General features: G+C 60.6%; 21 protein-coding genes. 11 read left to right on the top strand and 10 right to left on the bottom strand.

Annotated elements, in window-relative coordinates; translation table 11 throughout:
• Positions 1–2 precede the first annotated feature (2 nt).
• From ABIN98_RS13570 to ABIN98_RS13555, 4 genes are all read left to right on the top strand, one after another.
• Entirely contained in the window at positions 3–1,217 is a 1,215-nt protein-coding gene (locus tag ABIN98_RS13570) for a VWA domain-containing protein (protein ID WP_346910733.1), read from the top strand.
• An 11-nt stretch (positions 1,218–1,228) separates the two neighbouring features.
• Entirely contained in the window at positions 1,229–2,113 is an 885-nt protein-coding gene (locus tag ABIN98_RS13565) for an XdhC/CoxI family protein (RefSeq protein ID WP_346910732.1), read from the top strand.
• A gap of 5 nt (positions 2,114–2,118) precedes the next feature.
• Complete coding sequence (locus ABIN98_RS13560) at positions 2,119–2,691, top strand: carbon monoxide dehydrogenase subunit G (RefSeq protein WP_346910730.1); 573 nt, start codon at positions 2,119–2,121, stop codon at positions 2,689–2,691.
• Between the two features lie 68 nt (positions 2,692–2,759).
• A complete protein-coding gene (locus tag ABIN98_RS13555) occupies positions 2,760–2,951 on the top strand; it encodes a hypothetical protein (RefSeq protein ID WP_346910728.1) in 192 nt (63 codons plus the stop codon).
• Positions 2,952–2,970: 19 nt separating this feature from the next.
• Here the strand turns inward: ABIN98_RS13555 and ABIN98_RS13550 are convergent, their stop codons facing one another.
• From ABIN98_RS13550 to ABIN98_RS13535, 4 genes are all read right to left on the bottom strand, one after another.
• Positions 2,971–4,455: a hypothetical protein gene (locus tag ABIN98_RS13550; protein ID WP_346910726.1), complete on the bottom strand. Its 1,485-nt coding sequence runs from the start codon at positions 4,453–4,455 to the stop codon at positions 2,971–2,973.
• The gene (locus ABIN98_RS13545; RefSeq protein WP_346910724.1) at positions 4,452–6,023 is read right to left on the bottom strand and encodes a peptidoglycan-binding domain-containing protein; all 1,572 of its coding nucleotides are present in this window, start codon (positions 6,021–6,023) and stop codon (positions 4,452–4,454) included. The genes ABIN98_RS13550 and ABIN98_RS13545 overlap by 4 nt, the downstream gene beginning before the upstream one ends.
• Before the next feature lie 231 nt (positions 6,024–6,254).
• Positions 6,255–8,774 (bottom strand): cation:proton antiporter, encoded by a 2,520-nt coding sequence (locus ABIN98_RS13540; RefSeq protein WP_346910722.1) that lies wholly within the window; start codon positions 8,772–8,774, stop codon positions 6,255–6,257.
• A gap of 60 nt (positions 8,775–8,834) precedes the next feature.
• Positions 8,835–9,752, bottom strand: a complete 918-nt coding sequence (locus ABIN98_RS13535) for a DMT family transporter (protein WP_346910721.1) — start codon at positions 9,750–9,752, stop codon at positions 8,835–8,837.
• Between the two features lie 322 nt (positions 9,753–10,074).
• Between ABIN98_RS13535 and ABIN98_RS13530 the strand changes: the two genes are divergently transcribed.
• The 3 genes from ABIN98_RS13530 to ABIN98_RS13520 all read left to right on the top strand — a co-directional run bounded on the left by ABIN98_RS13530 (position 10,075) and on the right by ABIN98_RS13520 (position 13,178).
• Positions 10,075–12,237, top strand: coding sequence for a malate synthase G (locus ABIN98_RS13530; protein WP_346910719.1), 2,163 nt, complete (start codon positions 10,075–10,077; stop codon positions 12,235–12,237).
• A gap of 213 nt (positions 12,238–12,450) precedes the next feature.
• Positions 12,451–12,573: a hypothetical protein gene (locus ABIN98_RS13525; RefSeq protein WP_346910717.1), complete on the top strand. Its 123-nt coding sequence runs from the start codon at positions 12,451–12,453 to the stop codon at positions 12,571–12,573.
• A 263-nt stretch (positions 12,574–12,836) separates the two neighbouring features.
• A complete protein-coding gene (locus ABIN98_RS13520; RefSeq protein WP_346910716.1) occupies positions 12,837–13,178 on the top strand; it encodes an antibiotic biosynthesis monooxygenase in 342 nt (113 codons plus the stop codon).
• 51 nt (positions 13,179–13,229) lie between these two features.
• Here ABIN98_RS13520 and ABIN98_RS13515 read toward each other — a convergent pair whose 3' ends face one another.
• The 3 genes from ABIN98_RS13515 to ABIN98_RS13505 all read right to left on the bottom strand — a co-directional run bounded on the left by ABIN98_RS13515 (position 13,230) and on the right by ABIN98_RS13505 (position 15,900).
• Positions 13,230–13,547, bottom strand: a complete 318-nt coding sequence (locus tag ABIN98_RS13515) for a hypothetical protein (protein ID WP_346910714.1) — start codon at positions 13,545–13,547, stop codon at positions 13,230–13,232.
• 143 nt (positions 13,548–13,690) lie between these two features.
• Positions 13,691–15,142 carry an ATP-binding protein gene (locus ABIN98_RS13510; RefSeq protein WP_346910712.1) on the bottom strand — a complete coding sequence of 484 codons (1,452 nt, stop codon included), beginning with the start codon at positions 15,140–15,142 and terminating at the stop codon, positions 13,691–13,693.
• On the bottom strand, positions 15,139–15,900 hold the full coding sequence (locus ABIN98_RS13505; protein ID WP_394701495.1) for a response regulator: 762 nt from the start codon (positions 15,898–15,900) through the stop codon (positions 15,139–15,141). Before ABIN98_RS13505 ends, ABIN98_RS13510 begins: the two co-directional genes overlap by 4 nt.
• Positions 15,901–16,071: 171 nt before the next feature.
• Between ABIN98_RS13505 and ABIN98_RS13500 the strand changes: the two genes are divergently transcribed.
• The 4 genes from ABIN98_RS13500 (at position 16,072) to ABIN98_RS13485 (ending at position 21,229) form a co-directional block, all read left to right on the top strand.
• A complete protein-coding gene (locus ABIN98_RS13500) occupies positions 16,072–17,274 on the top strand; it encodes an EF-hand domain-containing protein (protein WP_346910709.1) in 1,203 nt (400 codons plus the stop codon).
• A gap of 638 nt (positions 17,275–17,912) precedes the next feature.
• Complete coding sequence (locus tag ABIN98_RS13495; RefSeq protein ID WP_346910707.1) at positions 17,913–19,043, top strand: type III PLP-dependent enzyme; 1,131 nt, start codon at positions 17,913–17,915, stop codon at positions 19,041–19,043.
• A 12-nt stretch (positions 19,044–19,055) separates the two neighbouring features.
• On the top strand, positions 19,056–19,607 hold the full coding sequence (locus ABIN98_RS13490) for an N-acetyltransferase (RefSeq protein ID WP_346910706.1): 552 nt from the start codon (positions 19,056–19,058) through the stop codon (positions 19,605–19,607).
• A gap of 236 nt (positions 19,608–19,843) precedes the next feature.
• The gene (locus ABIN98_RS13485) at positions 19,844–21,229 is read left to right on the top strand and encodes a homospermidine synthase (RefSeq protein ID WP_346910793.1); all 1,386 of its coding nucleotides are present in this window, start codon (positions 19,844–19,846) and stop codon (positions 21,227–21,229) included.
• Between the two features lie 288 nt (positions 21,230–21,517).
• Here ABIN98_RS13485 and ABIN98_RS13480 read toward each other — a convergent pair whose 3' ends face one another.
• The 3 genes from ABIN98_RS13480 to ABIN98_RS13470 all read right to left on the bottom strand — a co-directional run bounded on the left by ABIN98_RS13480 (position 21,518) and on the right by ABIN98_RS13470 (position 25,074).
• Entirely contained in the window at positions 21,518–22,714 is a 1,197-nt protein-coding gene (locus ABIN98_RS13480) for an adenylate/guanylate cyclase domain-containing protein (protein ID WP_346910704.1), read from the bottom strand.
• Entirely contained in the window at positions 22,641–23,330 is a 690-nt protein-coding gene (locus tag ABIN98_RS13475; protein ID WP_346910702.1) for a hypothetical protein, read from the bottom strand. The genes ABIN98_RS13480 and ABIN98_RS13475 overlap by 74 nt, the downstream gene beginning before the upstream one ends.
• Before the next feature lie 163 nt (positions 23,331–23,493).
• Positions 23,494–25,074 carry a SulP family inorganic anion transporter gene (locus ABIN98_RS13470; RefSeq protein ID WP_346910701.1) on the bottom strand — a complete coding sequence of 527 codons (1,581 nt, stop codon included), beginning with the start codon at positions 25,072–25,074 and terminating at the stop codon, positions 23,494–23,496.
• Positions 25,075–25,232 lie beyond the last annotated feature (158 nt).

The following is a 25,232-nucleotide window of genomic DNA, read 5'->3' as shown; positions in this document are numbered from 1 at the left end:
CCATGGCCGCGCCCGCCCTGAAACCTCATGAAATCGAGACCGCGGAGGACGTCGGCACCGCCCTGCGCCTGCGCCTGGCCGGTTTCATGCGCACCTTGCGCGACAACGGGTTCAAGGTCGGTCTGGCGGAAACCAACGATGCGGTGCGGCTGTTGCTGTCGCCGCTGGCCCGACGGCCGCATGAACTGAAGGCTGCCTTCCGCGCCCTGTTCTGCGGCCGCCTCTCCGACTGGCAGGCCTTTGACGAGATCTTCGATGCCTATTGGTTCGCAAAAGGCATGAAGGGCATCATCAAGACCACAGGCACCAGCACCAAGAAGGGCGGCAAGACCATCCGGGAAATGGTCGAAGCCCAGGGCAATCGTCAGGAAGGCCTTGCCGGCGATGTGGAACGCACGCCGGGCGAGGAAGACGAAGACACCGACGACGAGGCAGCCGGCCGCCGCGAAGGCGCAAGCATTGCGGAAAACCTGGAAAAGATCGATTTCCGCAAGATCCACGATCCGGAAGCGGTCGAAAAGGCCAATGAACTCGCCGAGCGGCTGGCCCACGCCATGCGCGTCCGCCTGACCCGGCGCGACCGTCAGCGGCGCAAGGGGCCACGGCTCGACCTGCGCCGGACGATCCGCCATTCCATTGCCCATGGCGGGACCCCGATCGAGCTGATCCGCAAAGGCCCGCGCGAGCGCCAGCTTCGCCTGGTCATCCTGCTCGACGCTTCAGGCTCCATGAACAATTACACCGGCGTCTTCACCCGGTTCGTCCACGGGCTTCTCGACAACTTCCGGGAGGCGGAAGCCTTCCTGTTCCACACGAGGCTGGTGCATGTCTCCTCGGCCCTGAAGGAGAGGGACGCGGCCCGCGCCCTCGACCGCATGGGGCTGATGGCCCAGGGCGTCGGCGGCGGCACCAAGATCGGCGAGGCGTTTGCCGACTTCAACCGCTGGCACGCCGCCCGGGTGATCCATTCGCGGACCTGCGTGGTCATCCTGTCGGACGGCTACGACACCGGCGATCCGGACCGCCTCGGTCACGAGATGGCAGCACTCCGCCGCCGCTGCAAGCGCATCGTCTGGCTGAACCCGCTGATCGGCTGGCAGGGCTACGAGCCGACCGCCGGTGGCATGTCCGCGGCCCTGCCTTTCGTCGATCTGTTCGCGCCGGCCCACAATCTTGAGAGCCTGGCCGCGCTCGAACCCTATCTGGCAAACCTGTGAGAGGTACGATCATGACCCCGTCTCCGATCGATAGGCCACCTGAAGCCGCCCGTGAGGATCTTCACGACCTGATGAACCGCCTGCGCCGGCAGGGAAAGCCATTCGCGCTGGCAACCGTGGTGCGCACCATTTCGGTGACCGCCGCCAAGGCCGGCGCCAAGGCGGTGATCGGCCCGGAAGGCGAGATTGCCGGTGGCTGGATCGGCGGTGGCTGTGCCCGCGGCGCGACCTTGAAGGCCGCCAGGCAATCCCTGGAGGACGGCCAGACCCGGCTGATCTCCCTCCAGCCGGAAGACCTGTTGAAGGACCTTGGCGTCTCCGCCGGGGAGGAACGCGAAGGCATCCGCTTTGCGAAGAACATGTGCCCGAGCCAGGGGACCATGGACATCTTCATCGAACCGGTCCTGCCGCGCCCGGCATTGGTCATTCTGGGTTCCAGCCCGGTTGCCGTGGCGCTGGCCGATCTCGGGCCCCGTGTCGGGTTCGACATTTCCGTCTGCGCGCCGGCCGACGAACAGGCCGCCTTTGCTGAGGTCAACGAGCGCATCGAGGGCTACGCCCTGCCGGTCGAGGCCGCGGGCGAGCGCTATCTCGTAGTGTCAACCCAGGGCAAGGGCGACCTGATCGCCCTGAAGGCCGCGATCGAGGTCGACGCCCGGCACATCGCCTTCGTCGGCAGCCGCCGCAAGGCCGACAGCTTGCGCCAGAAATTGCTTGGCGAAGGTGTGGCGGAAGAAAAGCTTGATCGCATCAAGGCGCCGGCCGGGCTCGACCTCGGTGCCATCACCCCGGAAGAAATCGCCCTTTCCATTCTTGCCGAGATCCTGAGCGTGCGCCGGAAGGACCAGCGCGGCGAGGGCCTCGAAACCACCCCATCCAAAGAAAACGGAGTTTAACGCTTATGAAAATGTCCGAAAGCCAGCGGATCGAAGCTCCCCGGCAGAAAGTCTGGGAAGCGCTCAACGACGCTGAAGTCCTGAAGGCCTCGATCCCCGGCTGCGAGGAACTCACCAAGCATTCCGACACGGAGATGGAAGCCAAGGTCAAGCTCAAGGTCGGTCCGGTCAAGGCGACCTTCGGCGGCAAGGTGACGCTCGAAGACCTCAATCCGCCGGAAAGCTACCGGATCGTCGGCGAAGGCTCCGGCGGTGTCGCCGGTTTCGCCAAGGGTGGCGCCACCGTGCGTCTCGAGGAAGACGGCCCGGACGCCACCATCCTGCATTACGACGTCGACGCCCAGATCGGCGGCAAGCTCGCCCAGCTCGGTGCGCGCCTGATCGACAGCACCGCCAAGCGCCTGGCCGGCGAGTTCTTCAAGACCTTCGGCGAGCAAGTCGCACCAACCCAGCCGCAGGAAGAAGAAGCCGCTGCGTCTGAAAGTGCGGACGCGCCCGCTGAGGAGAAGAAGGGCTGGCTCGGCGGCCTGTTCGGCGGCAAGAAGGACGAAAAGGCGGACGAGACAGCGGCGTCCTGATTTTCCTGCGGATGCCCGTTTTGCTTGACGGGCGTCCGCAAAATTCGATTACTTGAGGGAGGAATGAAATGACGGCTCAGGCAATTCAGGCGACCGAGGCAACCACCATGCGCGAAATCGCGGAAGATCCGTGGCTGATGACGGCCTTTGGGCTCGGTTCGGTGCTCACGGCCTTCTTTTTCGTCGCGCACGCCTGCTGCTTCGGGGCGGATGCGGCGATGCTGAAGTCGCTCTCGGTGATCTGCTCATCAGCAGGGTGAGACGTCTGTAAACGCCAGCTCAGCATCGGATGAAGTCGGAAATATTGTTGACGCAGGTATTGGGTCCGACACGCCGGAAACCAGCAGGAAGATTCTCATCTTCACTGGCATAATTCGTGTTATTTCCTCCGGTCTGGCTGTCATTTTCGGCGGACTGTCTGTCCTGGTGGGCTAGTGCTGGGCTTGCAGTGCTGCCCGACTGCGGAAAAGCACCGCCGAGTTGATAGGGCGGGCAGCCTTGTCGCGATGAAAGTTTGTTGATCGCGTTCTCGTACCTCTTCACAGCTTCTTTGTAAGAGGTTTCGACGTACTGGATTTCTGCATCCGCCCGATCAGCGGGCAGGCTGCCTTCGTTTTTAAATTGGGTGTAACTGACCCGAAAATCCTCAAGATACCGACGCGATTGCTCAAGATATTGTTCAAATTCTTCCGGGGATTGGCCGAGAGCTGAATCCAGTTCCTTTCTTTCGTCGTCCGTGAGTACGCCGCAGTCTTGGGTTTGCGTCTGGGGGCAACTCCCCAGGGCCGATCTCGCTTCTTCAAGCATCTCTGCAATTTTGTTCTCTGCATGCGCAACCCACGCACGCGTACTGTCGACATCCGGTTTGAAGTATCCTCCGTAAGTGGTCATATGTTTCAGGTTCGTTCTGCTGCCTTCAAGTCCGACCAAATAGTTTTCAAAATTCGAATCCTTGTTGGCGATGATCCAGGCTTTTTCGTCCTCACTCATGGGACCGCAGGCTTGGGACGGAGCACTGCCTTCCAAACGGGCTAAATCTCGCTCAAGTTGTTCGATTTCCTGATCGAGTTGAGGATTATAAAACGGATCCAGTCCAGGAAGAAATTGCGCGAGCTTGTTGTCTCTTTGCTGGGCAAGTTTTTCTTGAACGAGTTTCCTAAGGTCCAATTGAAAACGCGTTTCATCGACCTTTGATCTCGAATTGAGGTAGTCGTGATAGGAATCAACATCGTACGCTTCAACGTTGACCTGCTCCATGCTTTTGCGAAGCAACGATTTCTTGTCTAAAAACGGAAATAATTCGCGCGTTTGCTTTTCGAAAGCATCGCTTTGCAGCGTTAGTAATTTATTTGCGACCAAGTCCATTACGTCTTGCCCCAGTTCCGCGTTTTGTTGGACACGCCTCCCTTGGCCACTGCGCCGCAATACATTCCGGATCATATTTCGGGCTGGAGCGGAATAAAAAGGTTTGCCGACAATAGGCAGAGCCCGCGTGAAGTTTCCAAAGGTCGGATCAATCAGATTAGGAAGCTCTCCTAGGTAACGCGGGATGTCATTCGGTTCCTTGTAGTCGTCAGGAGAAATTTCGATATCCTGCCCGTTCGCGATATTGTCCTTGCGTTGTAGTTCCCTCATCATTTTGGCAAGCTTGGCATCGTTTCCGAGTTCGATTTTTGTTGCAGAAAAAGCGGTGTCTGGGAGTGCCGCGATTTGCAGAATGGTTCCGACAATCAGAAGACCAAGACGACTAATAAAAATATTCATTGGTCTGCAGCTCCAAATTCTATGAGCTCTAGGGCTTCCTGCATAATGGATGGGTTTCCGTCTTCAACCCTCCATTTCTGAAGAACCATTGCGCCAGGATAGTCCCGCTTGGATTGAACAATGAAAAAGTCCGCTCCGAAGAGGTTCGCATGAATGGTGGAAAGGGTAAGTTCTTGCGGGGAAATCAGCTTGTGGCGGCGTGCGGTGTCATTTTGAATTAATGACAGAATTTGGTGGTCAATTGATTCCTCATAAGCGTTTTCAGAAGCGAGTGTAGAAATAATGTAGTCGGATCTTGGTTCATCCAGCCGGCTCCTTGATAACTGGCGGCAGCCAGCAGGATCATATTTGGCATTAAAGTGATCGAGCTGGGCTTTGTAAGATTCTCGAAATGCATAAACGATAGACTTGTCGGCATTAAAGAGGTCGTACCAAGCACTTCCGTCCGGATGCTTCGTGCCTGACGGTGAAGGAGCAAAATAAATTTGCTTGACTGTCTGCTCTTCCAAATACGCATTCAACCAATATCCCTTCGCCAGATTGTAGAAGCCGACAATCTTTATTGTCTCATCCTGGCAGCTTACAAATGGCAAAGAGGATCTCAGGAACTTCTCTAGTAAAGGTGTTTTGGCTAAAATACTTTGATTGTCCTGCGAAACAGCGTCCAAAAATAAAGTGGAAATTTCAGATCTTTGATCAATCAACAATTGATGTAGCGCGGTGTCGGCCAGATTGATGCTGGTATCCAGTCGCGCTGCCAGGGTGTTCCGAGTGTTTCCTTCATTGGTATCGGCAATGGTGGCTTCGCTACGTGCATTTGTGAGGTCTCTGCCGGCGGGGGGAGCAAGCTTGACGGACGAATCCTTCGCCTTTGCCAAGGCCTCCAGAATCGCAAAATGTTCCGGCGGAAGCTGGTTCAGAACTTTGAGCCCATAGGCCTTCTGAAAGGCGTGAACGGCCAGAACGGTCGCGGCTTCGACCATGCCATCGACCGGTCCCGGACCGAATCCCAGCGTTTGAAGATGTTGTTCGGTGACCAGCCAGTGCTGTTTCAGGTCTTCGTCATAGCCTTTGAACTCCGCGCTGGCTTCGGGCGCCGGACTGGCGGCTGCATCTGCCTGCTGTCGGGCAGCCCCGATGATCGTCTGCTGGCGCCGTGACAGGAAGAAACCGTTACCGTCCCGATTGGTGCATTTCAGACCCTGTGTGGAGGAATGGCAGGTAAAGCCGCCGAAATTCCCGGTCACACCGTAGTTGGCGACGTCGAAGCCGCCTTTGCTGCGGTCGGTTTCCTGGCACAGGATTTCGACGGGTCCCCGTTCCCGCATCGAGAAGGTGTGGCCCCAATCGGAATTGCAGGTCGTCGGGCGGGGCAGGGCGTCCGGCCCGGAACGGTCAATGATGGTGCAGGTGATGTCGGACTGCAGTCCGACCCCTTCGCCCACCGTGCACTGGATATTTTTCGAAGGCGTTTCGAAGGTCCAGACATCTGCCAGAGCCGATGTGGCCGGTAAGCCCAATGCGCTAAGAAACAAGGAAAAAAGAATTGGCTTCCGGGAAAAAAACATAAAATCCCCCTTAAAAAATACGCGGGCAATTAATGCTGATTTACCGGCATCGCGTCAAACGCCGCTATCCATCAGGGTTAAGCCCAAGTCCCAATACGCAATCTAAACGACGAAACAAAGCCATCGGCTGGGAAGGGGGACGTCGCCAGGCGCCCTGTCTCAGCGGGGTGAAGCTAGGTGTCCCGCTGGCCGTCCTGTTTCTGTGCGGCTCAGCCTGTAAGGTGTCTCCGGTCAGGCGTCGTCGCCGGCCTTCTCGGTCTCCGATGAAACAGGGGCATTCATGGATTGCCGTTCGGTGGACAGGCGGTCCATGTGCGCCTTGAGGTCCGGCGTCTTCTGCTGGAGTGTGCGGAATGCGGAGGCCGACAGGCCGAGAAGTTGGCAATAGCCGAGCGCGACCACATCTGCCGATCGGGGCTTTCCGGTCACCAGCGCCATTTCCCCGACCACATCGCCGCGGCCCAGGCGGATGGTATCGGCGCCGGTGCGCACTTCGACCGCGCCGGACGCGATGAAATAGACGAGATCGCCTTTCTCGCCCTTTCGCATCAGCCGTTCTCCCGGCGTCGCGAACGTCGGTCGCATCATTCGGGCGATGTCGTTCAGATGCTCTGCCGACAGGTCCGCAAACAGCGAATGCTTTGCCAGCAGGTCTTTGGTCTGCAGTCCAAGGTCGAGGTCCGGTCTCTCCCGCGACTCCTGCCTGAGGCGCATCAGGTCGCCGTGCAGGTCGTTGTAGAGCTCCGCGCCGATCAGCGCCTGGCTGTGGGCTGTCGCATAGGCGGTGTCTTCCAGCCGGAAACCGGTCATGCGCAGGAATTTGGTTTCAAGCGCGTCCGAATAGTCCGGATACTGCAGACGCAGCGCATCGATGGCGCGCAGGATGTCGTCCCGGCGGGCGCACAGCGTGTCGTTCAGGATCGTGCCGACCCGGTCGCCGACCAGCGGGCGGATGCGGTTATGGTTGAACGTGACCAGCTCGTTGGAAATGATCCGGCAGACGAGCAGGTATTCGAACCGGTCCGCCAGGAGGATCGCGAGCGGACGGTGGATCTTCAGCCGCCGCTGGAGCCATTGGGCAAAGCGGAAATTGAACCGGAACCGCAGCGCCTGCCGGCTCGCCCTGTTGTATCCGGCGCGGCCTTCCGAGCGGGTCAGGTCGGCGATCCGTCCGGCAGAGGCAAGATGCAGCGAAATCGCCCGGCGGGAGACGGTCTTTTCGTTGAAGTGGTTGAGAACCAGGTAGCGTTCCCGGTCGGCGAGCGCGATCAGCCCGAGGATGACCCGTTCCTTGTCCTTGAGTTCGGCGAACGCCTGACTGGCTTCCGCGGCCGCCTTGGCTCGTTCGGCGTAGGTTTCCGTGACCGGATCGGCAATGCGCGGTTCGATCTGGTAATCCTGGGCGGTCTGCTCGACTTCCTGGCGGACATCGGCCAGTGCGAGCGCCAGAAACTGGCCGCGCAGGGCTTCGTCGCGCGGGCTGAGCTTGTTCAGCCCGAGAAGCTTGATCAGCGGCTTCAGACTGGTGCCGTAAACGAGCAGGGTGAACAGCACGAAGCCGGTGGCGAGTTTGGTGACGAAGGTTGCGACCTCAGGCGATAGCCCCTGATGTTCGGAGACACTGAGCGCCAGTGTCAGGGTGACCGCGCCGCGCATACCGCCCCACAGCATCACCGTCTTGAATTTCATGCTGACGCTTTCGCCCATGCGGAACAGGCTCAGGAACGGCAGCAGGCCGAAGATGACCAGCGCCCGGGACACAAGCGCGGCGGCCGCGACCACGAAGAGCAGCAGGATGTCGATCGGCTCAAAGCCCTCCACGAGGCGCGGGATCAGGATCGAGGCGAGCACGAAGATGAGCGACGAGGCCCAGAAGGCGATCTGGTCCCAGACGTGATGAAGAAAGTTCCAGTCTTCCAGCGTGATCCGGGAGGGGCCGTAGAGATTGAAGACGATGCCGGCGGAGACGACCGCGACCACGGCGGAGACATCGGCGAACTGGTCGCTGACCACATAGATCACGTAAGGCAGGGCAAGGCTCAGCGTGACCTGGGCAAGCGGCAGGTCCCGCATGATCGGCAGCAGCATCACGAACAGACGGGCGACCAGCGCGCCGACGATGGCCCCGCCTATGAAGGACCGGAAGAAGGCCATCAGCGCAGCGGCCAGATCCAGTTCCTGACTGCCGGTCAGGATGCCGAGCAGAAGAATGAAGATCACGATCGCCGCGGCGTCGTTGAGCAGGCTCTCGCCCTCGACGATGCGTCCGAGCCGGGCCGGAGCGCCGATGTCGCGGAAGATGGCGACGACGGCCACCGGGTCGGTGGTCGCCACGATCGCGCCCAGGAGCAGGCAGGCGATGAGGGAAACATTGCCCAGCGGAAAAAGCGCCAGGCCGATGAAAAAGGTCGCGGCGAACACGGCAACCACGGCCATCAGAAGGATCGGACCGATATCCTCGAAGATGCGCCGCACATCCAGCGTCAGCGACGTCTGGAACAGGAGGATCGGCAGGAAGACATAGAGGATTTTTTCCGCATCGAGCGGCGGATCGACAAAGACAATCGCAATCGTGTTGAAGGCGTCGGTGTATTCGGTGTTCAGAAGAAAGATCGCGCCGATCCCGATCAGCGTGCCGACCATGGCGAGCAGCACGCTCGGGGCAAGCCCCAACCGGCGGGCAAGCGGCTGCAGCAGCGAGATCGTAATGAGAAGACCGGCAAAACAGCCGACGACGATTGGTGTTTCCATCTCGCTAATCTGCCCTGCGATAGAGATTTATCCAAGGCATGGCGAAAGAATTCGAACAGCTTAGGATGATTTCCGCTTGCGTTCCGACAGCCAGATGCCGCCGAGCACCAGAACCAGGGCCAGTGCGTGATGCAGGCGGAAGGGCTCGCCGAGGAGGAGAATGCCGAGGGCGGCCGCGAAGATCGGTACCAGGTTCAAAAACACCCCGGCACGTGCCGGTCCAACCAGTTCCACGCCCCGGATGAAGAAGATCTGCGCGATACAGGAGGGAAACAGGGCGATGTAGAGCGTCACCAGCCAGCCAGTGGGCGTTGGCCACTGTGCGGTGTCGGTTGCCATTTCGTAGGCCAGGCCCGGAATGGAGATGAGGGCGGCCATGACCGACAGGACCGCGAAGAAGACGAGGCCGGAGACTTGCGGCCTGTTGCGCAGGGTGATCGTGTAGCCCGCATAAAAAAAGCTGGCGATCAGCATCAGCCCGTCGCCGGGGTTGATCGACAAGCTCAGCAGCGTCTCCAGGCTGCCTTGTGCCGCGACCAGGGCAACGCCTGCCAGCGTCGCGATGATACCGACGACCTGCAGCAGCCGGACCCGCGCGCCGAGCAGCGCAACGGATCCAATCAGAACGAAGATCGGCATGGATCCCTGCAGGATCCCGAGATTGACGGCCGTGGTGTAGTGGGCAGCCATGTAGAACAGCATGTTGAAGCCGGTGAATCCGAACAGCGCCATGAGGCAGAGCTTGCCCAGATGCGGGCGCATGACCGGCCATTCCTGCTTTATCCTCGGCAGCAACGTCACAGTCAGAAGCACGCTCACGATCAGCCAGCGCAGGAACACGACTACCATCGGCGACACCCGGCCGACCGCCAGCTGGCCGGCAATCGTGTTACCGCCCCAGAACAGGGTGGTGAGCACCAGCATGATAATGGCGTTGCCGAAAACCCGGTCAGTGAAAAGCGTTGCCGCTCTTTTCATGGATATTCCTTGTGGGGCGAACGCTTCAGAGGTCCGCAGCTTGCCGAAGCCGGAGAAACGAACCTCCGGGATTTGGACGGGAGCGTTATGATGTGGTTCCGGTAGCGTTGTGAAGAGAAAATCGCTGACGCGCAAGGGCCGCTCGGGACGACTTGGTCACCCTCGTCATGGGTCTGTGGAGAAAATAAATTTGATTATTTCCATTTTGGAAAAAGTAATTCCGAACTGCGGCTGATTGACCCGGAGACCGGTTCCGGACACAAAAGGCGTCATTCAAACGCCGATTGTCACAATTTTGCATGTAAGAACGGGAGACGCCGAGATGACAGCGCGTATCGAAGTTCAGGGCCTTCAGGTCGCCAGCGAGCTCTATGATTTCGTCAACACCAGGGCCCTTCCGGGAACCGGGGTCGATCAGGACCGGTTCTGGGAACAGCTGTCCGCCATCGTGCATGATCTTGCACCGAAGAACCGTGCGCTCCTGGCCAAGCGTGATGCGCTCCAGGAAAAGATCGACGCCTGGCACCGCGCCAACCCCGGTGTGCCGGACATGGCCGCCTACAAGGCGTTCCTGACGGAGATCGGCTATCTCGTCTCCGAAGGGGATGATTTCGCGGCTACGACCGCCAATGTGGATCCGGAAATTTCCACCGTCGCCGGCCCGCAGCTCGTCGTTCCGGTCATGAATGCCCGCTATGCGCTGAACGCCGCCAATGCCCGCTGGGGCTCGCTCTATGACGCGCTCTACGGCACCGACGCCATGGGCTCGCTTCCCTCCGGCGGCGGCTATGATCCGGAGCGTGGCGCGGAAGTCATTGCCTATGCCCGCAAGGTGCTGGATGAGGCAGCGCCGCTGAGCCAGGGCTCCTGGGCGGACATCACCGGTCTTTCGGTGGCTGGCGGTGCCTTGAGCCTTGCGACAGCCGGCGGCGCGATCGCACTTGCCGATCCGTCCCGATTTGCAGGCTATGTCGGCGATGCGTCTGCCCCGTCGAAGGTGCTCCTGACCCAGAACGGCCTGCATCTGGAAGTGGTCGTCGACGCCGGTCATCCGATCGGCAAGACCGACAAGGCGCATATCGCCGACGTGATCGTCGAATCCGCCATGTCCACGATCATGGACTGTGAGGATTCCGTTGCCGCCGTCGATGCCGAGGACAAGGTCGTCGTCTACGGCAACTGGCTCGGCCTGATGAAGGGCGACCTGGAAGAGACCTTCGAAAAGGGTGGCAAGAGGGTGACGCGCCGGATGAACGGCGACCGCACCTATACCGCTCCGGACGGTTCGACCCTGACGCTGCATGGCCGCTCGCTGCTGCTGGTGCGCAACGTCGGCCACCTGATGACCATCGATGCTGTTCTGGACAAGGACGGCAATGAAGTGCCGGAAGGCATTCTCGACGGCATGGTCACGTCGCTGATCGCTCTGCATGACATCGGCCCGAACGGCAAGCGGACCAACAGCCGCGCCGGTTCTGTCTATATCGTCAAGCCGAAGATGCACGGGCCTGAGGAAGTCGCTTTCGCCTGCGAACTCTTCGACCGGGTCGAGGATGCGCTGGGCATGGCACGCAACACGCTCAAGATGGGCATCATGGACGAGGAACGCCGCACCACGGTCAACCTCAAGGAGTGCATCCGTGCCGCAAGCGACCGGGTGTTCTTCATCAACACCGGCTTCCTCGACCGCACCGGCGACGAGATGCACACGTCCATGGAAGCCGGTCCGATGATCCGCAAGGGCGACATGAAGACCGCCACCTGGATCGGCTCCTACGAGAACAACAACGTGGATGTCGGTCTGGCCTGCGGTCTGCCGGGCCATGCCCAGATCGGCAAGGGCATGTGGGCGATGCCGGACCTGATGCATGCCATGCTGGAGCAGAAGATCGGCCATCCGATGGCCGGTGCCAACACTGCATGGGTGCCGTCGCCGACGGCGGCCACGCTCCATGCGCTGCACTACCATAAGGTCAATGTTGCCGAGCGTCAGAACGAGCTGAAGTCCCGCGAACCGGCGAAGCTGGAGGACATCCTGTCGATCCCGGTCGCGACCCGGCCGAACTGGTCGCCGGAGGACATCCAGGCAGAGCTCGACAACAATGCGCAAGGCATTCTCGGCTATGTGGTCCGCTGGGTCGAGCAGGGTGTTGGTTGTTCCAAGGTTCCGGACATCAACAACATCGGCTTGATGGAAGACCGCGCCACCCTGCGCATCTCCTCCCAGCACATCGCCAACTGGCTGCGCCACGGCGTCTGCACGAAGGAGCAGGTCATGGAAACCATGAAGCGCATGGCAGCCCTGGTCGACGAGCAGAATGCCGGCGATTCGCTGTACCGCCCCATGGCCGCGGACTTCGACGCCTCCGTCGGCTTCCAGGCCGCCTGCGATCTGGTGTTCGAAGGCTGTGCCCAGCCGAACGGTTACACGGAACCGGTGTTGCATCGCCGCCGGATCGAATTCAAGGCCAAGATGGCTTCCTGAATTCGAGGCTCTGATCAGCCATAGGCCTGTCATTCGAGCCGCGGTTCCCATTGGGAACCGCGGCTTTTTTCATTTCTTGCTAACGGGTTTTGCATGACGTCGGGGAGGCATGGAAAAATACTTGAAAAATGCACACAGTACGCCTTGATAAGTGCACGCAGTGCGCTATATTCGTACTCACCGGGCCAAAACTGACAAAAAGGAGATGCCCAAATGAATGTGCACATTGCAAGATGTCTGATCGTGGACCATCGCCAGGATTACAGCCGCGATCGGCTGCCCTGGCTGCCCTCGCGCCTCTACCGGCTGTTCCGGGAAGCAAGACCTGCAAACTGATAACCGCCGGCCGTCGCTGAGACGGCCGGAAAAGAACGCTCGGCCATAAAGGCGAAAGAGCGCAATAAGGGCGGGAAATGATCCCGAGCCTTCAAGACCCGGCTTCGGCCGGGTTTTTTATTGCCTAGGCGGGGCGAGGGACCGCATCCGCGAGCGCGTGCTCTCCGTCCGGCCGGATTATTCCTGCAGCGCGAGGATCGCACGTTTCTCAAGTTGGCCTCGGGCGGTGTATCGTCATTGCCGGAGAGGACGGAGGAGTAACGATGATTGCCATTATTTTCGAAGTGGAACCGCATCCGGAACACAAGGACCGCTACCTGGAAATCGCAGCCGGTCTGCGCCCTGTTCTGGAGGATATCGACGGTTTCATTTCCGTGGAACGTTTCCAGAGCCTGACCAATCCGGGCAAGCTGCTGTCGATCTCGTTCTTCCGCGATGAAAAGGCGCTGGACGACTGGCGCAACGTCATGGCGCACCGCAAGGCGCAGACCGCCGGCCGGAATGTGCTGTTCAAGGACTATCGGCTGAAAGTCTGCTCCGTCATCCGCGACTACGGTCTGAACGATCGGGCCGAAGCGCCGGAGGACAGCAAGGCGGCGTTGTAGCGCCCCGCTGTGAAACTGCTGACGGGGGGTGCTGAATCGAAAAGGACAGCGCTAATGAACCGTGCCGTCTACAAAGTAGTATCTAATGCGCGATAGATCCGTCCAGGGGTAGGGGTTTTCCATGGCGTCCGCACATGCCTCCCACTCTTCAATCGTCGGATCGGGCACCTCGCTGTAAGTGCCGCAATTATGGCATTGAACCTGAAGCTCCACGCCGTTTTCGCCATTGAGGATTCCTGCCACGACGTCCCACTCGTGGGTGCATGTAGCAGGATCGTCCAGGAGATATTCCAATCGTTTATGGATATAGCTCGAGGGTAAAAGCGAATGCGGGATCAAGAGGCTCAGATAGGCCAACAGCTTCTTCAAACCCGTCCCCTTTTTCCGCAATCATGCCGACTGGATTTCAGGAATTCAGACTTGCATGAAGCCCTTTGGCTGTCGAGTGAAACGGCCGCGAAACGGCTGCCAAGGCTCCCCGCCTAGAAACGCCAAAAAGGCACCCGTTTGCCTTAACCTCCAATCGGCAACCGAACCACTGCCTTAAGGCCGCGGTCGTCGCCGTTCTTCAGCTCGATCGTGCCGCCGTGGGCGTGGATGATCGAGCGGGTGATGGCGAGCCCCAAGCCGATGCCACCGGTTTCCTCGCTGCGCGATTCCTCCAGCCGGACAAAGGGTTCGAACACCTCGGCGAGCCGGTCTTCGGGAATGCCTGGGCCCTGGTCGGAAATGGTAACGACCGCCTCCTTGCGGTCACGGGCAAGATCGATCTCGACGGAATTTCCGTAACGAATTCCGTTTTCGATCAGGTTGCGGAAGGCGCGTTTCAGCGCGACCGGCCGGCAGGTAATCACCAGTCGGTCGACCTCGTTGACCGTAGCCTTGTGACCGAGATCCTGCTGATCGCCAGCCAGGCTCTCCAGAAGACTGGCAAGATCGGTCGGCTTTGCCTCTTCCTTGGCTGCTTCGTCGCGGGCAAAGGCGAGTGTCGCCTCCGTCATCTGGCTCATTTCTTCCAGCGTCTCGATGATCTTGTCGCGGTTTTCATCGTCTTCAATGAATTCCGCACGCAGCCTGAGCGACGTGATCGGCGTGCGAAGGTCGTGGCTGATGGCCGCCAGCATGCGCGTCCGGTCGCGGACGAAGCGGGTCAGCCTGTCCTGCATGCTGTTGAAGGCTTCCGTCACCGTGCGCACTTCCAATGGGCCGGTGGCCTTCAGCTCGGCAACATCCTCGCCCCGGCCGAGCCGTTCCGCGGCATTGGCGAGATCGCGCAAGGGACGCGAAACCCGTCTCACCGCAAAGGCGACGATCAGGATCACGGCCAGCGCCATCAGGCCGAGCTGCACCAGAAGCGGCATGAGGGTGCGCGGCGGCGGGCGGTAGTTCGTTTCCACATTCAGAAAGGAGCCGTCCGAAAGCGGAATGCTGAGCGCAAGGTCGATGTGGCCGCGCTTCAGCCGGTGCAGCCGGCCGGAGTGCACGCGGTCGGACGGGCTGCGCAAGGAGGGACGCTGCGGCCGCTCTCCGTCCTTGTCTTCATCGTCTTCCCTTAAATTCCCGAAGTCCGGCTGACGGCTGCGCGGGTCCATCAGGTCCAGCAGGACATCGCGCGGCGGTGAAAACCGGTCCGCCAGAATCTGCTGCAGGTGGACTTCCGTGCGGTCGGTGCCAGGAGCGCGAACCACCGGCGCATCTCCGATCCAGAAAGTGGTGTGCCGGCTGGAGGAGGCTTCCAGTATCCGTGTCTGCAAGGTTTCCGGTGTGTCGTCGATCAGCTTGGCGATCGAAACGGCTCGCAGCAGGATATTGTCGCGCGCGACTTCGATCAGGGCGATCCGCCGTTCGTCGTGAAAAATCCAGATTCCGATCGCCTGGGCAGCGAACAGGGCGATCAGCAACAGCCCGATGAGCTGGCCGGCCAGACTGCGTGGAAATGGAAAACGCCAGGAAGAAGGTGTCATTCGGCGTTGCCTTTGACATCCGCCGTCAGCATATAGCCGCCGCCCCAGACGGTCTTGATCAGTTTGGGATCTTTCGGGTCCACCTCGATCTTGCGCCTGAGTCGGGACACCTGGTTGTCGATGGAGCGGTCGAAGACGGTCGGCGTCCTCCCGGTGGTCAGATCCAGAAGCTGGTCGCGGGTCAGCACCATCTTCGGCCGTTTCAGGAAGGCGCACAGGAGCTGGAACTCTCCGCTGGAGAGGGGAACCACCACGCCGTCCGTATCCAGAAGCTCCCGTTTGGAGACATTGAGACGCCAGCCCTCGAAGCCGAGTTCTTCCTGCTCCATCGGATCGCGTTCCTTCGGCACGAGGGAGGTCCGCCTGAGGACGGCGCGGATGCGGGCTAGAAGCTCACGTGGATTGAACGGCTTGGTGACATAGTCGTCGGCGCCGATTTCAAGGCCGATCACACGGTCGGTGTCATCTGCCATGGCGGTCAGCAGGATCACGGGGATGGAACCGGTTTCCACCAGATGGCGGCACAACGACAGGCCGTCCTCGCCCGGCATCATGATGTCCAGGACCACGAGATCGATCGAGGCTGCCTTCAGGGCCTTGCGGGCATGGGCGGCACTTTCGGCCGTGGTGGCCCTCAGGCCGTTCTTGACCAGATAGCGCGCAAGCGTTTCCCGGATATCCCGGTGGTCGTCCACGACAAGAATATGGGGGCTCGGGTCGTTCACTCTATGGCTCCGATTGGTAATACGGCTTTGCATTCCTTAGCTAAGGTGAAGCGAACGATTTCGCGAGCCGACTTTGTAACAGGATGTAACAGGCCCGCAAATGCGGACATTTGGCGACACTTCCCCCGGTTTCCGACCGTATTTTTGAGACATTTCCCACCTATCTCTTGGTCATCGCAACGACGAACCACGGAGTAATGTGGGATGAAAACGCTTAAGACATTCGCAATCGCAGCGCTGGCAGCAGGTGTTGCGGGCACGGCTCTCACCACTTCCATGAGCGTATATGCACAAGGAGCTCCCGGTTGGGGCGGCGGACAAGGCCCGCAAGGCTGGCACATGATGGGCGGTCCGCGTGGCGGAATGCGCGGCGGCCGTATTATGGAGCGCTTCGACGTCAACGATGACGGCGCCATCACCCAGGCAGAAGTCGATGAAGCCGCGGCAAACCGTTTCTCCGAAATGGATGCCAACGGTAATGGTTCCGTCGAGCTCGACGAATTCAAGACCGGCTTCGCCAAGCGGAGCAAGGACATGCAGGTCCGCGCCTTCCAGCGCCTGGACAAGGATGGTGACGGCACAGTCACCGAAGCGGAATTCAACACACAGACTGACCGCATGTTTGCCCGTCTTGACCGGGACGGCAACGGCGAGCTGGAAATCCTGCGCGGCCGCCCCGGCGGCAAGGGCTTCGGTCCCGGAAAGGGCATGAGGCCCGGTGCCGCAACCGATTCCGATGACGACGCGACCCCCGGTCGCGGCATGGGACCGGGTAAAGGCATGGGCCAGGGAATGGGTCAGGGCTATGGACCCGGCCAGGGTCGTGGCCAGGGTGGCGGAATGCGCTGGAACGACAATGACGACAATCGCGGCCCTCGCCATGGTTGGGGTTGGCACGGACGCGACAACGACAGCCGGAACGGTCCGCGTTGGGGCCATCATTGGGGCATGGGTGGCCAGGGTCGTGGCCATATGGGCTCCGGCATGGGTCCGATGGGTGGACACGGCATGATGACCGGCCTGTTCGAGGTCTTCGACACCGACGGCGACGGCAAGATCACACGTGAGGAGTTCACCGAGGTCCGCGGTCAGCTTTTTGCCTCCGCAGACGAAGACAAGTCTGGCTCCTTCACCCTGGAGGACTTCTCCACGATCTGGGCGACCCTGCAGGACCCCCGTGCAGTGCGCATGTTCCAGAGCATGGATACGGATGGAGATTTGAAAATCACCCCGGAAGAGCATGCCGAGCGGACCAAGAATTTGGTCAAGCGCATGGACCGCAACGACGACGGTGTCATCACCTCCGCTGACTTTACCCGCAAGGGAAAAGGCAAGGGTAAATGGCATCACGGGTCGGCCGGCAAAGGCCAGCGGGGTGGCCCCGACTGCGGTCGCGGCAATCGCTGAGGCCCGATAGATCCGGCCGGGAGAACGGTTCTCCCGGCTTGTGGAATTGGCAGCTTCCGGCAGTCACAGCCCCCCACCCGCACTGCCGGTTGCCTGTCAGAAGAAGGGGCCCTCGCGGCCCCTTCTTTGGCGTTTGGAATTTTTTTGAAGTTTGCGAAAAAAACCACTTGAACTGAAAGGCGAATTGCCCCAAATACCGCTTGCCCAAATTCGCACGTGCCCGTGGTCGTTCATGGGATGCCTGATGAAGACATCTCTTAAGGGGCCGCTGCCGCAAAACACCGCCAAGGGGCGGGGCAGCATGATCCGGACGGCTTAAAGCAACGACGTAAGAGGGTTTTTTCGGTCTCTGCCCGGGGTGTCCAACCTCCGGCGTCACTGAAGAGGCACTTGTTACATCATTGCCCGACGTGCGGTTCGGTTTCCCGATCCAATCAACGGCATTCCCGACGCGGGAAAGCTTTGCGCTGCCTTCGGCACGCATCGCCCAACCGTCGCCGCTATGGCAATCCGCTCCCCGGTTTCCACCACGGGGATGACGGTCCTGCTTACGCGGCATCCTGCGACGTGAAGCTGCGAAGCGGCCAGCAAAGAGAAAGCCGGCTTCGCACGACAGATTGGATAAAGGGCATACCCCGATGAGCGAACGTATCCGCGAATTCCTCCGCCGACGCGAAGACGAAGGCCCCTGTGTTGTCGTTGACACCGACATTGTCCGTGAAAACTACCTGACCTTTGCAAAGGCCCTCCCGGACACCTCTGTCTACTACGCCGTGAAAGCCAATCCGGCTCCCGAAATCCTGAACCTGCTGGAAAGCCTGGGCTCCTCCTTCGATTGCGCCTCCGTCGGCGAAATCGAAATGGTGCTGGCAACCGGCGCGGATGCATCCCGCATTTCCTACGGCAACACCATCAAGAAGGAACGGGACATTGCCCGCGCCTTTGAATATGGCGTGCGCCTGTTTGCCGTCGACAGCGTGGAAGAAGTCGACAAGATTGCCCGTGTTGCCTCCGGCTCCCGCGTCTTCTGCCGCGTTCTTTGCGACGGTGTCGGCGCCGAATGGCCGCTGTCCCGCAAGTTCGGCTGCGCCCCCGAAATGGCCGCAGACGTTCTGGAACATGCACACCGCTCAGGCCTCGAAGCCCATGGCGTGTCGTTCCACGTCGGCTCGCAGCAGGCGAACCTGGGGGCATGGGACGCAGCTCTCTCCATGGCCGCCGGCGTGTTCCGCGAAATGGCGACCCGCGGCATCGAACTGAAGATGGTCAACATGGGCGGCGGGTTCCCGACCCGTTACCTGAAGGACGTTCCGGGCGTGCCGAGCTACGGCGAAGCGATCTTCCGCGCTCTGACCGATCACTTCGGCAACCGCCTGCCGTCGACCATCATCGAACCGGGTCGCGGCATGGTCGGCAACGCCGGCATGATCGAATCGGAAGTGGTTCTGATTTCGAAGAAGTCCGCTGACGACGACGTCCGCTGGGTCTTCCTCGACATCGGCAAGTTCCACGGCCTCGCCGAGACCATGGACGAAGCCATCCGCTATCCGATCCGCACCCCGCGTGACGGCGACCTGACCGCTCCTTGCGTGCTGGCCGGCCCGACCTGCGACAGCGTGGACGTTCTTTACGAAAAGACGCCCTACGAACTGCCGGTCAGCCTGTCGATCGGCGACAAGGTGCTGATCGAAGCCTGTGGTGCCTACACCACCACCTACTCGACCGTGGGCTTCAACGGCTTCGCGCCGCTCGCTTCCTACGTGATCTGAGGATCGCCGACGATGATCCACATTGTTGACGAGGCGCCGGCTCATGTCGGCGCCCGTGAGGCGCTGCTCGACCTGAGCTTCGGCTTCGATCGGCACATGAAGACCAGCGAACGGCTGCGCGAAGGCCGTCTTCCGGCCTTTGCCTACTCGGCCCTCGACGAGGACGATGCACTTGTCGGCACCGTCCGGCTTTGGCCGGTTTCGGATGCCGCAGGTCAGGTCTCGCTGATGCTGGGGCCCCTTGCCGTCGCCAAGACCTGTCAGGGGCAGCGTGTCGGCGACCGTCTGATGCGCCATGTGCTGACCCAGGCGGCGCTTGCCGGCCACGGTTCGGTTCTGCTCGTGGGCGACCTTGCCTATTACGAGCGGTTCGGCTTCGCCCGCGGGCTCCTGGACAGTGTCGTGCTGCCCGGTCCGCTCGAGAGGGAGCGATTCCTTGGTCTGGAGTTTGCCTCCGGCCATCTGGGACGTCTGTCCGGATGCCTGGCGGCCGCCGGCCAGATCGATCCGGCTGCGGCACTTGGTCTGCCGACCGTCGATTTGCCCTATCACAAGGTTGCCTGAAGAGGTTTCCGATATGAACATGTGCCGGCATCGCCGATGCCGGCACATTTTTTTGTTTGAGGTGGAGAGAGATGACCGACGAGACCCCGTCCAAAGCACGAGCTCCCAAATCCGGAACCCGCAAGCCTGCCGCGAAACTCGCGACCTCACGTAAGGCGCCCGCCAGAAAAGTGGCTCCGAAAAAGGCGCCTGCGCAAGTCTGGCCGAAACACGGTGAAATCACCGGCCCGGTCGTCATGATCGGCTTTGGGTCCATCGGCAAGGGCACGCTGCCGCTGATCGAGCGTCATTTCGATTTCGACGCCAAGCGGTTCACGGTCATCGATCCGGTGGAACAGGACGCAGCGCTGATTGCTGACAAGGGCTATCGTTTCGAGAAAGCTGCCCTGACACCGGAAAATTACAAAGAGATCCTGACTCCCTTGCTGACCGCAGGCGAGGGCCAGGGATTCTGCGTCAATCTTTCCGTCGATACGTCTTCCCTCGACATCATGAAGCTCTGCCGCAAGCTCGGCGTGCTCTATATCGACACGGTCGTGGAACCGTGGCCCGGTTTCTACTTCGATGAAAAGGCTGACGCCGACGCCCGGACCAACTATGCCCTGCGCGAAACCGTGCGCAAGGAGAAGAAGAAAAATCCGGGCGGCACCACCGCCGTGTCCTGCTGCGGCGCCAATCCGGGCATGGTGTCCTGGTTCGTCAAGAAGGCGCTGGTGGATATCGCCCGCGACATCGGCCTGGAGTTCGAGGAACCCGCCAGCCGCAAGGACTGGGCGAAGCTGATGAAGAAGGCCGGCGTCAAGGGCATCCACATCGCCGAGCGCGACACGCAGATCGCCAAGGGCGCAAAGCCACTCGACGCCTTCTGGAACACCTGGTCGGTGGAAGGCTTCCTGTCCGAGGGCTTCCAGCCGGCGGAGCTCGGCTGGGGCACCCATGAAAACTGGAAGCCGGGCAACGCGAAGTCCCACAAGAAGGGGTGTCAGGCGGCGATCTATCTGGAGCAATCCGGGGCCAATACCCGCGTACGCACCTGGTGCCCGACCCCCGGTGCGCAGTACGGCTTCCTGGTGACCCACAACGAGGCGATCTCCATCGCCGACTACTTCACCGTGAAGAAGGACAAGAAGGCCACCTACCGGCCGACCTGCCACTATGCCTATCACCCGGCGAATGTGGCGGTGCTGTCCCTGCATGAGCTTTTCGGGTCCGGCGGCAAGATCCAGCCGGAACTGCATGTGCTCAACGAGGACGAGATCGAAACCGGCATCGACGAGCTGGGTGTGCTGCTCTACGGCCACGCGAAGAACGCCTACTGGTACGGCTCCCAGCTGTCTGTGGAAGAGACCCGCGAGCTTGCGCCCTATCAGAACGCCACCGGCCTTCAGGTTTCATCGGCGGTCCTGGCAGGGATGGTCTGGGCACTGGAAAATCCGGAAGCAGGTATCGTCGAAACCGACGAGATGGATTACCGCCGCTGCCTGGAAATCCAGATGCCCTATCTCGGTCCGGTGAAAGGGTACTACACCGACTGGACACCGCTGCAGGGACGGCCCGGCTATTATCCGGAAGATATCGACGAAACCGATCCCTGGCAGTTCCGGAACATTCTGGTCCACTGAGGCGCCGGATACATTTTCTCATTGGCAATGACTTGAGAAAAACGGCGGCAAATCAGTTATTTGCCGCCGTTTTTGGAATCGGTTTCGCCGCCTGGTTGAAGGACTTGAATCAATCTCTCAAGAAAACATTGTAAAAAATGACAATGTTGAATCGGTTTGTGAGGTCGTTGAATCAGTCTTTGAACTGTCCGAGCCAAGCGTCATGCCGGGCCTCTCGGAGCCTGAGGTTGGAAAACGCGCTTATACCCGGTGATCAATCTTCACAAAGCTTGCCGTATTCCGTGAGCATTACACACATATTCGGATCACATCGACCGGGCGATCCTTGCCCTTGACCTTCTGTTCTCCCAATGGGGTGTAAGCGATCTCTTCGGGCAGGTGGCTCCCGATATCCTGAGAGGCGAGGATGATGACCTCGGCGTTCGGGTCGACTTCGCGGCCGAGGGACTCCAGCCGGGAGGCCACGTTCACCGTGTCGCCGATAACCGTGTAGTTGACCCGGCTCGGGGCGCCGATGTCGCCGACGACCAGAGGGCCTCCGTGAAGTCCGATGCGGATATGCACCGGGGGCAGGCCTTGTTCCTTCCGCGCCAGATTGTCCGCATGGATGACACCGGCAATATCCAGGGCGGCCCGCGCGGCCGGTTCTGCCGGGTTCTCGATCCGCTCAGGAGCGCCCCAGAAGGCCATGACGCTGTCGCCGACATATTTGTCGATGGTGCCGCCATGGGCTTCGATGACGGAACCGATCAGGGTCAGGTGATGGTTGACGAAGGCAGCAATCTGAGGCGCGCTCATGGTTTCCGACAGGGAGGTGAAACCGACGATATCGGTAAAGAGCACCGTGAGGTTCCGTTCCTCCGGCGGGCTGTCGGCGCGACCTTCGCGGATGAGCTTGGTGACCAGGGTCTTGGGCATGTAGCGCATGAAGGCCGACAGGCCGCTCACCATCGTATTGAAGCCGGTGGACAGGTCATCCAGTTCGCGCACCATGGAATGGGGCAGCTCCGGGACGGCATCCAGATCAAGCAGTGCCACCGCTCTTGCGCCCTTGGCCGCCCGCCGGATCGGTGAGCCGATATGATGGGACAGAAGTCCGGCGCCGATCAGCGAAACGCCCAGCAGCGCCACGCCGATCAGGGCGGCGTCGCTGAGTTGATGCAGCGGCTGTTCCAGCACCTCCGCTGGAAAATGGGCGCCGAGCCTGACCGGAAATCCTTTGAGGCCATGAGTACCCTTGTCCAACAGAATAAAGCGCCTGTGCCCATTGGCATCATACCCGGCGCGTAACTCATGTCCCCGGTTCTTTCCGTCAGTCCCTCCCTCCACGAGTTTGGCCGAGGACAGGTTTGAGAGAAATTCGTCCGGGACATCGGCCACGTCCATCAGTGGGGTGCTGACTGTTGCCCGATCATTTTCGGAGGTAAGGGCCGGGTGGGCGAACACATTGTTTGTACCCGGCTCCATGAGGAACACGGTGATCATGCCGCTGGAAATATCCCGTGTGATATCCGAAATCCGGTGCAGGGACATGGCCACAATGACGATGCCCGCGAACTTGCCGTCGATCCGTACCGGGGTGATGTGTCCGATATAGCTGTGTCCGCGCGCGGGCAGGTATTTCGCTTTTGTCCAGAAACGGTTCCGTCTCGCCGGCGGCCTTCTCCAGCAGAGGGCCGAGGGTCGGGTCGCCTTTTGCGTTCCGGATGAAATTCGGAACGAAGGCTTTGTCGGCCTCACCACGGTCGACCTGAACCGTGTTTCCGTCCGCGTCCGAGACAGCGGCAAAGGACACATGCGGCATGGCCGCGAGCGAACCGTAGAGATAATCGGCAATGCCATCCGGGTCTCGCGGCGAAATGGCTCCACTGTTGAAGGCTTCCGCCGTGAAATGTCCCATCGCTATCACGGCATCGAGTTTGTCGTTGAAAGCGCCCTCGAGCGAGCGCATGCCTGTGCCGACCAGTTCTTCGCCGAGCTGGCGGACCACTTTCTGGGACGTATAGGCCTGAACCAGTAGAACCAGGGCGGCAGTGATCAGCACGAAAGCTCCGATCACCGAGGTCAGCGTCGGAGTGATGCGAAAGCGCTTCGGCAGCATTGAGGGCAGGATCCGTATTCAAAAGGGACGAGCCGAGTATTGGCGACGGACAGGCGCGGCGTAAAGATCGGTACGGAATTTTGGACGGGACAAAAAAGGGCAGCCTCTTGAAAAGGCTGCCCCTAAACAGTCGGCTCTTGAATGGTCGGCGGAGAGACGGGCGTCAGCTCGCCTTCTCGACCGGGTCGAACTTGTGGCCATAGTCGACGGCGACTTCGTAGTCCGGGTCTTCCAGGATCGAAACCTCCACCAGGGTTCCGGCCTTCTCCAGAAGTTTCTGGCAGTCCGGCGACAGGTGGCGCAGATGGAGGCGTTTACCCGCAGCCTCGTATTTCGAGGCAAGCGCATCGATCGCCTCGAGGCCGGAATGGTCGACCACCCGGCTGTCGATGAAGTCGATGACGACATCCTCCGGATCGTCGTTGATGTCGAAGATATCCTGGAAGCGGGTGGTGGAACCGAAGAACAGCGGCCCTGAAAGACGATACACCTTCCAGCCTTCCTTGCTGCGGCCGATTCGGGCGCTGATCCGGCTGGCCGCGTTCCAGGCATAGGCAAGCGCCGAGACGATCACGCCGACGACGACGGCCATGGCAAGGTCGGTCAGCACGGTAACGACGGTGACCAGCACGATCACCAGCGCATCGGTCATCGGGATCCGGTGCATGATTTTCAGGCTGGTCCAGGCGAAGGTACCGATCACGACCATGAACATGACGCCGACCAGGGAGGCGACCGGGATCTGCTCGATCAGCCGCGAGGCGAACAGGATGAAGGACAGCAGGAAGAGGGCTGCTGCAATGCCGGCGATACGCGTACGCGCGCCCGATTTCACGTTGATCATCGACTGGCCGATCATGGCGCAACCGCCCATGCCGCCGAAAAAGCCCGTGACCACGTTGGCCGCGCCCTGGGCCAGGCATTCCCGCGACGCGCCGCCCTTGGTGTTGGTCAGGTCGGCGACCAGGTTCAATGTCAGAAGGGATTCAATCAGGCCGACGGCAGCCATGATCACCGCATAGGGCAGGATGATCATGAAGGTGTCCCAGGTCAGCGGCACCATCGGAATGTGGAAGTCCGGCAAGCCGCCGGCGATAGAGGCGAGGTCGCCGACCGACCGGGTATCGAGATCGAGGCCGATCACCAGTGCGGAAACCGCCAAAATGCCGGCAAGGGGTGCTGGAAACGCCCGTGTGACCTTCGGCAGCAGCCAGATGACGCCCATGGTCAGCGCGACCAGGCCAAGCATCAGGTAAAGATCGGTTCCACCCATCCAGGTGAGGCCGCCGGAGCCGTCGGGGACCTTGAACTGGCCGAGCTGGGCCAGGAAGATGACGATGGCGAGCCCGTTGACGAAACCGAGCATGACCGGATGGGGCACCATGCGGATGAACTTGCCCCATTTCAGGAGCCCGACGCCGATCTGGATGATGCCCATCAGCACCACGGTGGCAAACAGATATTCCACACCGTGCTGGGCGACGAGCGAGACCATGACCACGGCAAGCGCGCCGGTGGCCCCTGAAATCATCCCCGGACGGCCTCCGCCGACCGCCGTGATCAGCCCGACCAGAAAGGCGGCGTAAAGGCCGACCAGTGGATTGACGCCGGCGACGAAGGCAAAGGCGACGGCCTCGGGGACGAGCGCAAGGGCGACCGTCAGGCCGGCCAGCAGCTCGGTCTTGATGCGGCTCGGGGTCAGTTCCGTTGATACAGGCTCAAGGGCCTCGGCGCGTGCGGTCAAGGGGCACTCCAGCTCGTTGTCGTTTTACGATCACGCGCCGGGTGTCTTGGGAGGAAGGCGCCTCGGATCAGATGGATTCGTGCGTGTTTCTACAGATTTTACCGCACCGCAGCAAGAGGGCGTGGCAGGAAGCGGCCATGTGCCGCGTGCATGGACGC

Origin of the sequence: uncultured Roseibium sp., assembly GCF_963675095.2 — a bacterium.
In the GTDB taxonomy this organism is placed as follows: Bacteria; Pseudomonadota; Alphaproteobacteria; order Rhizobiales; family Stappiaceae; genus Roseibium.
Note: the sequence above shows the minus strand (reverse complement) of the source record. Positions and strands in the feature narration are given on the sequence as shown.

What these genes read in the sequence shown, in the direction of transcription:
- ABIN98_RS13535 (WP_346910721.1), bottom strand. Translation starts at nt 9,752, where the DNA reads ATGAAAAGAGCGGCAACGCTTTTCACTGACCGGGTTTTCGGCAACGCC.
- ABIN98_RS13480 (WP_346910704.1), bottom strand. Translation starts at nt 22,714, where the DNA reads ATGATCACCGTGTTCCTCATGGAGCCGGGTACAAACAATGTGTTCGCC.
- ABIN98_RS13540 (WP_346910722.1), bottom strand. Translation starts at nt 8,774, where the DNA reads ATGGAAACACCAATCGTCGTCGGCTGTTTTGCCGGTCTTCTCATTACG.
- ABIN98_RS13500 (WP_346910709.1), top strand. Translation starts at nt 16,072, where the DNA reads ATGAAAACGCTTAAGACATTCGCAATCGCAGCGCTGGCAGCAGGTGTT.
- ABIN98_RS13505 (WP_394701495.1), bottom strand. Translation starts at nt 15,900, where the DNA reads ATGCAAAGCCGTATTACCAATCGGAGCCATAGAGTGAACGACCCGAGC.
- ABIN98_RS13530 (WP_346910719.1), top strand. Translation starts at nt 10,075, where the DNA reads ATGACAGCGCGTATCGAAGTTCAGGGCCTTCAGGTCGCCAGCGAGCTC.
- ABIN98_RS13490 (WP_346910706.1), top strand. Translation starts at nt 19,056, where the DNA reads ATGATCCACATTGTTGACGAGGCGCCGGCTCATGTCGGCGCCCGTGAG.
- ABIN98_RS13560 (WP_346910730.1), top strand. Translation starts at nt 2,119, where the DNA reads ATGAAAATGTCCGAAAGCCAGCGGATCGAAGCTCCCCGGCAGAAAGTC.
- ABIN98_RS13495 (WP_346910707.1), top strand. Translation starts at nt 17,913, where the DNA reads ATGAGCGAACGTATCCGCGAATTCCTCCGCCGACGCGAAGACGAAGGC.
- ABIN98_RS13555 (WP_346910728.1), top strand. Translation starts at nt 2,760, where the DNA reads ATGACGGCTCAGGCAATTCAGGCGACCGAGGCAACCACCATGCGCGAA.
- ABIN98_RS13545 (WP_346910724.1), bottom strand. Translation starts at nt 6,023, where the DNA reads ATGTTTTTTTCCCGGAAGCCAATTCTTTTTTCCTTGTTTCTTAGCGCA.
- ABIN98_RS13520 (WP_346910716.1), top strand. Translation starts at nt 12,837, where the DNA reads ATGATTGCCATTATTTTCGAAGTGGAACCGCATCCGGAACACAAGGAC.
- ABIN98_RS13525 (WP_346910717.1), top strand. Translation starts at nt 12,451, where the DNA reads ATGAATGTGCACATTGCAAGATGTCTGATCGTGGACCATCGCCAGGAT.
- ABIN98_RS13550 (WP_346910726.1), bottom strand. Translation starts at nt 4,455, where the DNA reads ATGAATATTTTTATTAGTCGTCTTGGTCTTCTGATTGTCGGAACCATT.
- ABIN98_RS13475 (WP_346910702.1), bottom strand. Translation starts at nt 23,330, where the DNA reads ATGCTGCCGAAGCGCTTTCGCATCACTCCGACGCTGACCTCGGTGATC.
- ABIN98_RS13510 (WP_346910712.1), bottom strand. Translation starts at nt 15,142, where the DNA reads ATGACACCTTCTTCCTGGCGTTTTCCATTTCCACGCAGTCTGGCCGGC.
- ABIN98_RS13565 (WP_346910732.1), top strand. Translation starts at nt 1,229, where the DNA reads ATGACCCCGTCTCCGATCGATAGGCCACCTGAAGCCGCCCGTGAGGAT.
- ABIN98_RS13485 (WP_346910793.1), top strand. Translation starts at nt 19,844, where the DNA reads ATGATCGGCTTTGGGTCCATCGGCAAGGGCACGCTGCCGCTGATCGAG.
- ABIN98_RS13570 (WP_346910733.1), top strand. Translation starts at nt 3, where the DNA reads ATGGCCGCGCCCGCCCTGAAACCTCATGAAATCGAGACCGCGGAGGAC.